General features: G+C 36.6%; 7 protein-coding genes and 1 pseudogene. 1 reads left to right on the forward strand and 7 read right to left on the reverse strand.

Going from position 1 to position 7178, the window contains the following annotated elements; genetic code table 11:
- From LC574_RS18385 to LC574_RS18395, 3 genes are all read right to left on the reverse strand, one after another.
- The coding region (locus tag LC574_RS18385; protein WP_229454841.1) for a radical SAM/SPASM domain-containing protein at positions 1-864 on the reverse strand (864 nt) is incomplete at its 3' end.
- A gap of 123 nt (positions 865-987) precedes the next feature.
- Positions 988-1281 carry a hypothetical protein gene (locus LC574_RS18390; protein WP_229454842.1) on the reverse strand — a complete coding sequence of 98 codons (294 nt, stop codon included), beginning with the start codon at positions 1279-1281 and terminating at the stop codon, positions 988-990.
- Positions 1282-1520: 239 nt separating this feature from the next.
- The gene (locus LC574_RS18395; protein ID WP_229454843.1) at positions 1521-2576 is read right to left on the reverse strand and encodes an SGNH/GDSL hydrolase family protein; all 1056 of its coding nucleotides are present in this window, start codon (positions 2574-2576) and stop codon (positions 1521-1523) included.
- Positions 2577-3498: 922 nt separating this feature from the next.
- Between LC574_RS18395 and LC574_RS18400 the strand changes: the two genes are divergently transcribed.
- Positions 3499-3711, forward strand: a complete 213-nt coding sequence (locus LC574_RS18400; protein WP_229454844.1) for a hypothetical protein — start codon at positions 3499-3501, stop codon at positions 3709-3711.
- A 72-nt stretch (positions 3712-3783) separates the two neighbouring features.
- Here the strand turns inward: LC574_RS18400 and LC574_RS18405 are convergent.
- The 4 genes and pseudogenes from LC574_RS18405 to LC574_RS18420 form a co-directional block, all read right to left on the reverse strand.
- Positions 3784-3882, reverse strand: a pseudogene (locus LC574_RS18405) (site-specific DNA-methyltransferase); the annotation flags it as partial.
- 143 nt (positions 3883-4025) lie between these two features.
- Positions 4026-4232, reverse strand: coding sequence for a hypothetical protein (locus tag LC574_RS18410; protein WP_229454845.1), 207 nt, complete (start codon positions 4230-4232; stop codon positions 4026-4028).
- A 34-nt stretch (positions 4233-4266) separates the two neighbouring features.
- Positions 4267-5424, reverse strand: a complete 1158-nt coding sequence (locus LC574_RS18415; protein WP_229454846.1) for a glycosyltransferase family 4 protein — start codon at positions 5422-5424, stop codon at positions 4267-4269.
- The gene (locus LC574_RS18420) at positions 5417-6676 is read right to left on the reverse strand and encodes an O-antigen ligase (protein ID WP_229454847.1); all 1260 of its coding nucleotides are present in this window, start codon (positions 6674-6676) and stop codon (positions 5417-5419) included. The genes LC574_RS18415 and LC574_RS18420 overlap by 8 nt, the downstream gene beginning before the upstream one ends.
- Between the last annotated feature and the right edge of the window lie 502 nt (positions 6677-7178).

Genomic DNA, 7178 nt, shown 5'->3' on the forward strand with positions numbered 1-7178 from the left:
CAAAGATGCCTCATTAAGATTTCCTAGAGCATAATTGCGGTCAAAACCATGTTGCATTGGCACGACTGTTCCATCTGCTTCGATAATTAGGGGTGACACGAGTTCAGCAAAGCTGTAGTCTTCTTGATTTATTAGCGATTCCTCTGCAAAAAAGCTACCGGGATTTGAACGCAGCAAATCTTGGTGAGTTAAATCAATCTGAACAAACAGCTTTTCACCAAGGGCTTCTCGCAGACGCATGGCTTTTAGGTAAGTATAGGATAAGATGCTTGGATTGGGTCTATATCCGACGAGGCTTTGGGTAGCATATCCGACTTCTGCAAGTGGATGAATCTGCAATAATTTTGCCCCTTGCTCCAAGGCGAAGTTTGCAACGCAGTCTAACTCCCGGAAATTTTGTTTTGTGAGTGTAAAGATAAACCCGAATGGGATACCAGATTGGCGAACCCCTTCCAGTCGAGCCGCCATTTTTTCAAAAGCTTGCTCGGAAGAACGCATACGGTTATGGGAGGCTGGCATTCCATCAAGACTAATGGCGAGTAAATCAACCGCTCCAGTCAGCTGCTTTAAGTGTCGCTCGTCTAAGAGTATACCGTTGGAAGTGACCGTTGTATGCATCTGGCATTGATGAGCCTGTTTTAGCAGTTCGGGTAGAGGTTTGTAGACAAGAGGTTCTCCTCCTGAAAAGCTGGCAATGGTATACCCTTGTTCACTTGCATCGATAATTGCTTGTAAAAGGAGCGGGACACTGAGTTGGTCACGCTCCTCTGGGCCAGAAGAAGAGTAACAATGGAGACAGCGCAGATTGCACCGTCTGGACGGGTGGATTTGCAGAATGCGGTTAAAGTTTCCAGTAGATACCATATCCTTACTAACTCCAATTACTCTTTCTGAATCTAAAACTCTATGAAGCTTTGCAATGGTTAAGGGAAGGATTAAAAAGGAAAATCCATCGCCACCCCTTTTCTTTGACTTCTCGAAGAAGTCTTAAGATTTCAACCCCTGCTTAGAAATATCTTTAGAGATATCTAGCGCGTTGGACTTAAAGATGGCGGGAATCCCATAAGGAAAAGGCTTATCAGGGATTACGATATCTGGAGGGTTATCTAGCTCCTTGATCTTGGAGATGGGCAAGGCGGGAATCCCATTAGGAAGAGAATCATTGGATTTTGGGAAACTGAATCCTCCTTTCACCTGTTCTAGTTCTTGTAGTTCTTCTGGGGTTAGCTCCATAAACAATTCGTCGCCTTGAATGCTTTGCACTTCCAGACGGTTTTCCATAATATTCTCCTTTGTTTTTATACTAAGTGCGTAGGCATAGCCCGTCGTAGAAATCGCTGATTTGTGTGAGCGATCTGAACAGGTTTAATTTCATTCCCCTCTGAAGAACTTACGCAAATTTACTATTGAAATTACAAATATTTATATTTACAGGCACTATTTGGCAGCCTATCTACGCAATTTCATAATTCCATAACTTATGGTGATGCGATCGCTCCAAGTGTCGGCAAAGCGATCGCTCATTTCTCACGCTGAGTCAGCTTGTACTCTATCTGCTGTAGTGCTGATCGCCACACATCATAACCCTCTTGAGACAGGTGCAACCCATCTGTTGTCAACTCTGGGCGCAAATTGCCTTCCATATCGGTAAACCAACTATAAATATTTAGATAATTAGCGCCTTCTTGTTTGGCAATCTGGGTTAGTTGTGTGTTGATGTGACGAATGCGGCTATTGGAAAGTTTTGCTAGGCGAGTTGGCAAAATTGATTGGACAATGATTTGAGCTTTTGGGTGAGTCTGCCGTAAGCGACGGATAATCCGGCGATAGTTACGCAAAATTGTGTCATCACTAGCGCCTTTGCGTAAGTCGTTAATCCCAGCCATGACATAAATCACATCGGGTCGCGTTGCCGAAAATGCCCCCAATCTTTTTAAAACGCCACTGGAAGTATCTCCCGATATGCCTTGATTCAGCCACAATTTCCCAGTAGGCAGTTTTTCTCTAGGAAACCACATGCTCAAAGAATCACCAACTAAGATACTTAGATGATTTGCACCTTGACCTTGAGCGATCGCTCTCGCTTCTAAAGTTAATAAACTTTTCCAGTCATCATAAGTTAATTGACGCTTCTTGATCGACTCCCACAATGATTGCAAATTATCACTATTTACGCGTGTATAAATCTGACCTGTTTTCAGAGCCGCCAATCTTTGGTAGTAAAGTTGATTGCCAGATGTCAATGAGAGACTAGTTGTTTGGGCGCTGGGGTTGAGTGATGGCTCTGTTGGGGCTGGTAATCCCTGACTACTGAGTTCTGGTAAGCTCTTAATGTTTTTCTCACCTGCTGTTGGCTGCAAACTTTTTAGGGGTTGGAACGCTTGGCCGCTGAGTTCTGCTAAGGAGAGATCAACGCTATTGATAATTTTTGTACTGACTATTGCCTGTGAACCTTGTTTTAAATCCCACAGAGATCTAGAATTTTTTGGCAGGACAATCGACAAATGTGGAAGAGCCAATGCTGGTATTACTAATACTGTTAACAAGCCTGCTGCCAACAGATAAGGGTCCCTCATCGCTTTGTCTCTCCTCTACTCACTGCTTTTCCATCTCACAGCATTAGTTGCCTGTATTCAGGAAAATTTTACTTCGGTTAAGTTATTATTCTTATTTAAACTGTATAGTTCTGTAAAGCCTGTTAACGAGATTATATTAGACAATTTACGATCTCTTTAAATTACGGTTTTCCCGGTGGTATACAAATTTTATTTGTGAGGATAGTTGTACTGAAAGCCCTATTTTCACAAACCGACTATTTTTTATAACTCAGTTGCCACAAATATTGCAAGTGTGTACAAACTCAGCAATTAGTAGGTGATTTTTGAGTATGTCAGGACAGAGGTTTTGGCTTTTGCCGTTGCTAATATAATAAATAACCATTTGATTTTAGGTTTAAAAATTTCAGTCAATTGTGGCGATCGCATGAGACTTTACTAGTTCGAGGGGGGATAGCTTTTTAATTTCTCAAATGAAATTGAGCGTTGCAAATGCGTCAGTTCTCAAATATGGAATTAGTCAGATTAAAGATTCGATAACTAGCATCAGACAAGGAGCGACACTCAAAGAAGTTTCTGACCATTTTGGGTTAATTTACAGCACAGTTAGAAGTTATGCCCGTAGATCCTCAATCAAAAAGGTTTGGGATAACTCTAGAGCTATCTATAGCACTGTTAGACACTATACCCGTTATTCTGGGATAATAAAAGTTAAATTTATTTTCATCCAAAAGTAGGCTCTTACCTTTGATGCCATAATTGAGGTTTTGATATAAATTGTCCAGTTGTAGGACACTGCCCTGCACTTAGAAGGTTACTCTCTACATACCTAATTTTAAATTAATGTTTACTTATTGAAGTATGAGTTGAAACACATTTAAATTAAGTTTTAACTATATAAAATAACTTCATGGGAGGTGCTAAGATTTAGGCTTAATCATTAGTGTTTTTCTTTTATTCCGTGGCTAGAGCTAGTACAGCGATTGGTGTGAGTCCCATTATTAAAGAGATTGTGCAAAGACAGGCACATTCGACACGTTTGACCCTGAAAGAAGTTATTCTCATGGGGATGTTAGCAATTGACAAACTAGATGATCAAGGTCGTCAAGAGTTAGCGGATCAAGTTCATCAAATGCAGGTGAATGGAGAAATTTAAGTAGTTATGAGTTAGGAGTTATGAATTATAGATTTTAACTCCTCAGTCCTGGCTCTTTACTTAATGTGATTATTAAGTAAATCGATAACGACTTCCCATTACATAATCCTTGTTAATTTCAAAAGATATCCATCGGCGTTGCAAAGTCTGTGCCACAAATCCGCTTGTGTTAAGTTATAAAATTTTCTCGTTTTTTATAGTTATATAGGATTCCTATTTGATTTTTGAATAAACACCGTACACCTCGAAAAGCCTGATTCCCTACTCCCTACTCCCTATTCCCTACTCCCCGCCTACGCAAATAATTTCAAAAATCAAAGCGGATTACTATAATTATACAATATACCAATAATTAGAGAAACAATAATTGGTATTAAAATTGGAATAGCAACTATAAGTCCCCACTTCCCAAATTTTATTTCCTCACCCTCAGATTTTAAAAACGCAATCCAACCTACAACTCCCATCAAAACCCAAATACACCCAAAGCCAAGGAATATAACAAACACTGAATCTTCCATTTTCACCAATTCAATGTATACAAAAAAGATTTCCTTAAATTGTAACTAAATGACCATCAACTATTTTTGCTAAACTTGTACGAAACTGGCTAAAATCAAAAGCTTCAATAGTTTTTTGTTGTAAGTATTCTGGTTGGTAAATTACTGGGTTATAGTAATTGCCTTGCAGGATTTGAATTAGATTATCGGCAATTTCTTCAACGTTATCGGGATCAACTAAACATCCCAATTTCCCCTCAGCCAAGGGTTCTATGGAACCATCTTGTTTACCCGCCAGCACAGGTTTACCACAAGCTAACGCTTCTAGATAAACAATTCCAAATCCTTCTTTTTTACTCGGTAAAGCAAAAACATCGCAAAGATTGTAATAATCACACAATTCTTCATCTGGTACAAATCCTGCTATAGTGACACAATATTGTAGATTTAAGTTGCTAACTAAAGCTTGAATTCGAGGTATATCATCCCCTTTCCCTACAAGGATGAAGTGAACATTAGGGACATGCAGGCGCACTTTAAGTAAGGCATGAAGCATTTGATCATAACCCTTGTATTTTGCCATGCGTCCCATCCGCGTTACTGTTAGAATTACAGGCTGTTTATCTGTTAAATTATATCGTTTGAGCAAGTAGTTAGGCTTAGGATTTATTTTAAATTTATTAGCATCAAACGTATTAGCTAAAATGACTATTTTCTCAGCGTCAATGTTTTTATATTGAAGCAAGCGCTGGCGAGTGTAATTACTAACACTAATAATTTTATCTGCATTTCCTAATGCTAATTTTGTAGCATTATTTTCAATATCCCAAACTTCTAAGCCATGAGCAACTACCCAGTAAGGAATCCCAGTAAGAAGTTTTAGAATATAACAAGCAGTGGTATAGTTAACATGAGTTGATATGACTATAGTGGGACGTTGGATAATAGCCAAAATAATTATTTTGGTTGCAAATAAAATAGTTTGCAATAATCTTGGTAAATCTCCGAAATAATGGAACTTTGTTAAACTTAAAAATTGCAAGTTTTGCTGCTGTCTTAAATTACGCTTGTCATACTTTAAAAACACATCATAATTAGCATCAATATATACCTCTTGTAAAGCTTTCAACAAAAATTTTGAGTAAACTTGAATACCTCCCTTAAAATCAAATATATTCGGAAATATTAAGTAAAAATGATGTTTATCAATCATAGCTTTTTTGGAAGTTTTGAATAATTTCAGGCTTTAATTGCATAACAAAATCTTTTCGAGAATTAATACCTGCTGCTATAAAGTAAAACTCAATAGTTGTAAAAATATAGTCTTCCGCAAAAAAATCTGGCATTTGAGACGCTAAAAACATAATCATCGGAACAGTAACTAAAGAATTAGCATATTTAAGTTTAAGTGTTATTTTTACTAAAAAATTAGTAAATAGTAATAATCCCGGAATTCCTTGTTCTGCTAACACATTTAAAAATATATTATGTGCATGATAACCTTTATGTCCCCAAACTTTTACTCCTATCTGTTCTGGAAAAACTCCTATGCCTATACCAGTAAGTGGATTTTTAATAGTTTCATTAATAGCTGCCTGCCATATTTCAAACCTTGACAAGCTTGTTCTTATTATAGTATTAAACATTTTTTTATTTGGATTTACTAAATTTGAATTTTCTGAAAATACATTAATTAATGGAAATATTTTACTATCTGCCAAACCAATTTTCTGTGTAGAAACTGGTATGGTTACAATGCATAAAAATAAAAAGCTAGTTAAATAAATCATTTTTCTAAAACTAATAATTTTATATATTAGCAAAAGAAACATACCAAGCATGAAAGTTAACCAACCATTTCCACTTGCAGACAAAGCTAAAGAAATTATAAAAATTAATTCGCTTACATATAATTCAATTTTAGAAATCTTATTCTGCTTTTCTAAAATCAGGCTTAAACATAATCCAATGGCTAATATTACCCCAAACTGATTAGGGTTTTGCATAATTGACCCAATCTCGGGATAAAAGCTGGGGAATTTTAATAATTTGAAAATCCAGTGGTTGGGAAGTAAAACTTCTAAAAAACCCAAAACTGCAATTATCTGTAGTAAATATAATATGCAACGATAGTAAAATGTTAAATTTGTATTATTAAAAGTTAACACTAAAAAAGCAAAAAATAATATATAGTAAATTGAATATTTTATACTATAAGTAATAGCAATATTTGGAAATTGACTCATTAATGAGGAAAGCCACATCCACAAATACATTAGAGTTATAGATATCAAAATGACTTTATGCTTTTTAACAACTTCTGGTATAGATTTTAAAGACAAACTAATTACACCAAAGCTAAATGCAGGAAGTAATAAATAATGAATACCAATATTTATTCCAGGAAATTTAATCCGCCCTAAAAGTGAAGCAAATAGTATGAGCAGGAAAAATATATTAATCATAACCTTGTCGTTGTGGATACTTTTTTGACAAAAAAACGCTAAATTAAACCCACATTCGCAAGTTTAAGCAGAGATTATGATATTTTGTCTCAGCTAAGAGGATGTTTTAAAAGTCCGATTCTAGGTATCAAAACGTTTTAGATCCTCCTAAATCCACGCCAGTTGCTCATGGGGGAAACCCCCATGCGCTAAAGCGTCTCCCCTTGGGAGAAGACCGCACTGGCTCCCTGATAAATTGGGGGACTTTGATTCTTCCCCCTTTTTAAGGGGGGTAGGTGGGATCAATAAGTACCTAAAATCACAGTAAAATACTTTTAAAACATCCTCTCAAATACTGAGTACGTAAAGAATATTATCATATTACAGCCATTGACGATGTACGTAAACTTAAGAGCGATCGCCAGCCTCTAGATTTACCAAAAATAACCATCGGTGAAGCTCTGAAAGCTAAACTAGGAATGGAGTTTGGTTTGCAAATTTCATTTTTGAGAAATCCCAATTA

This window comes from Nostoc sp. CHAB 5715, assembly GCF_020829685.1.
Classification (GTDB): Bacteria; Cyanobacteriota; Cyanobacteriia; order Cyanobacteriales; family Nostocaceae; genus Nostoc.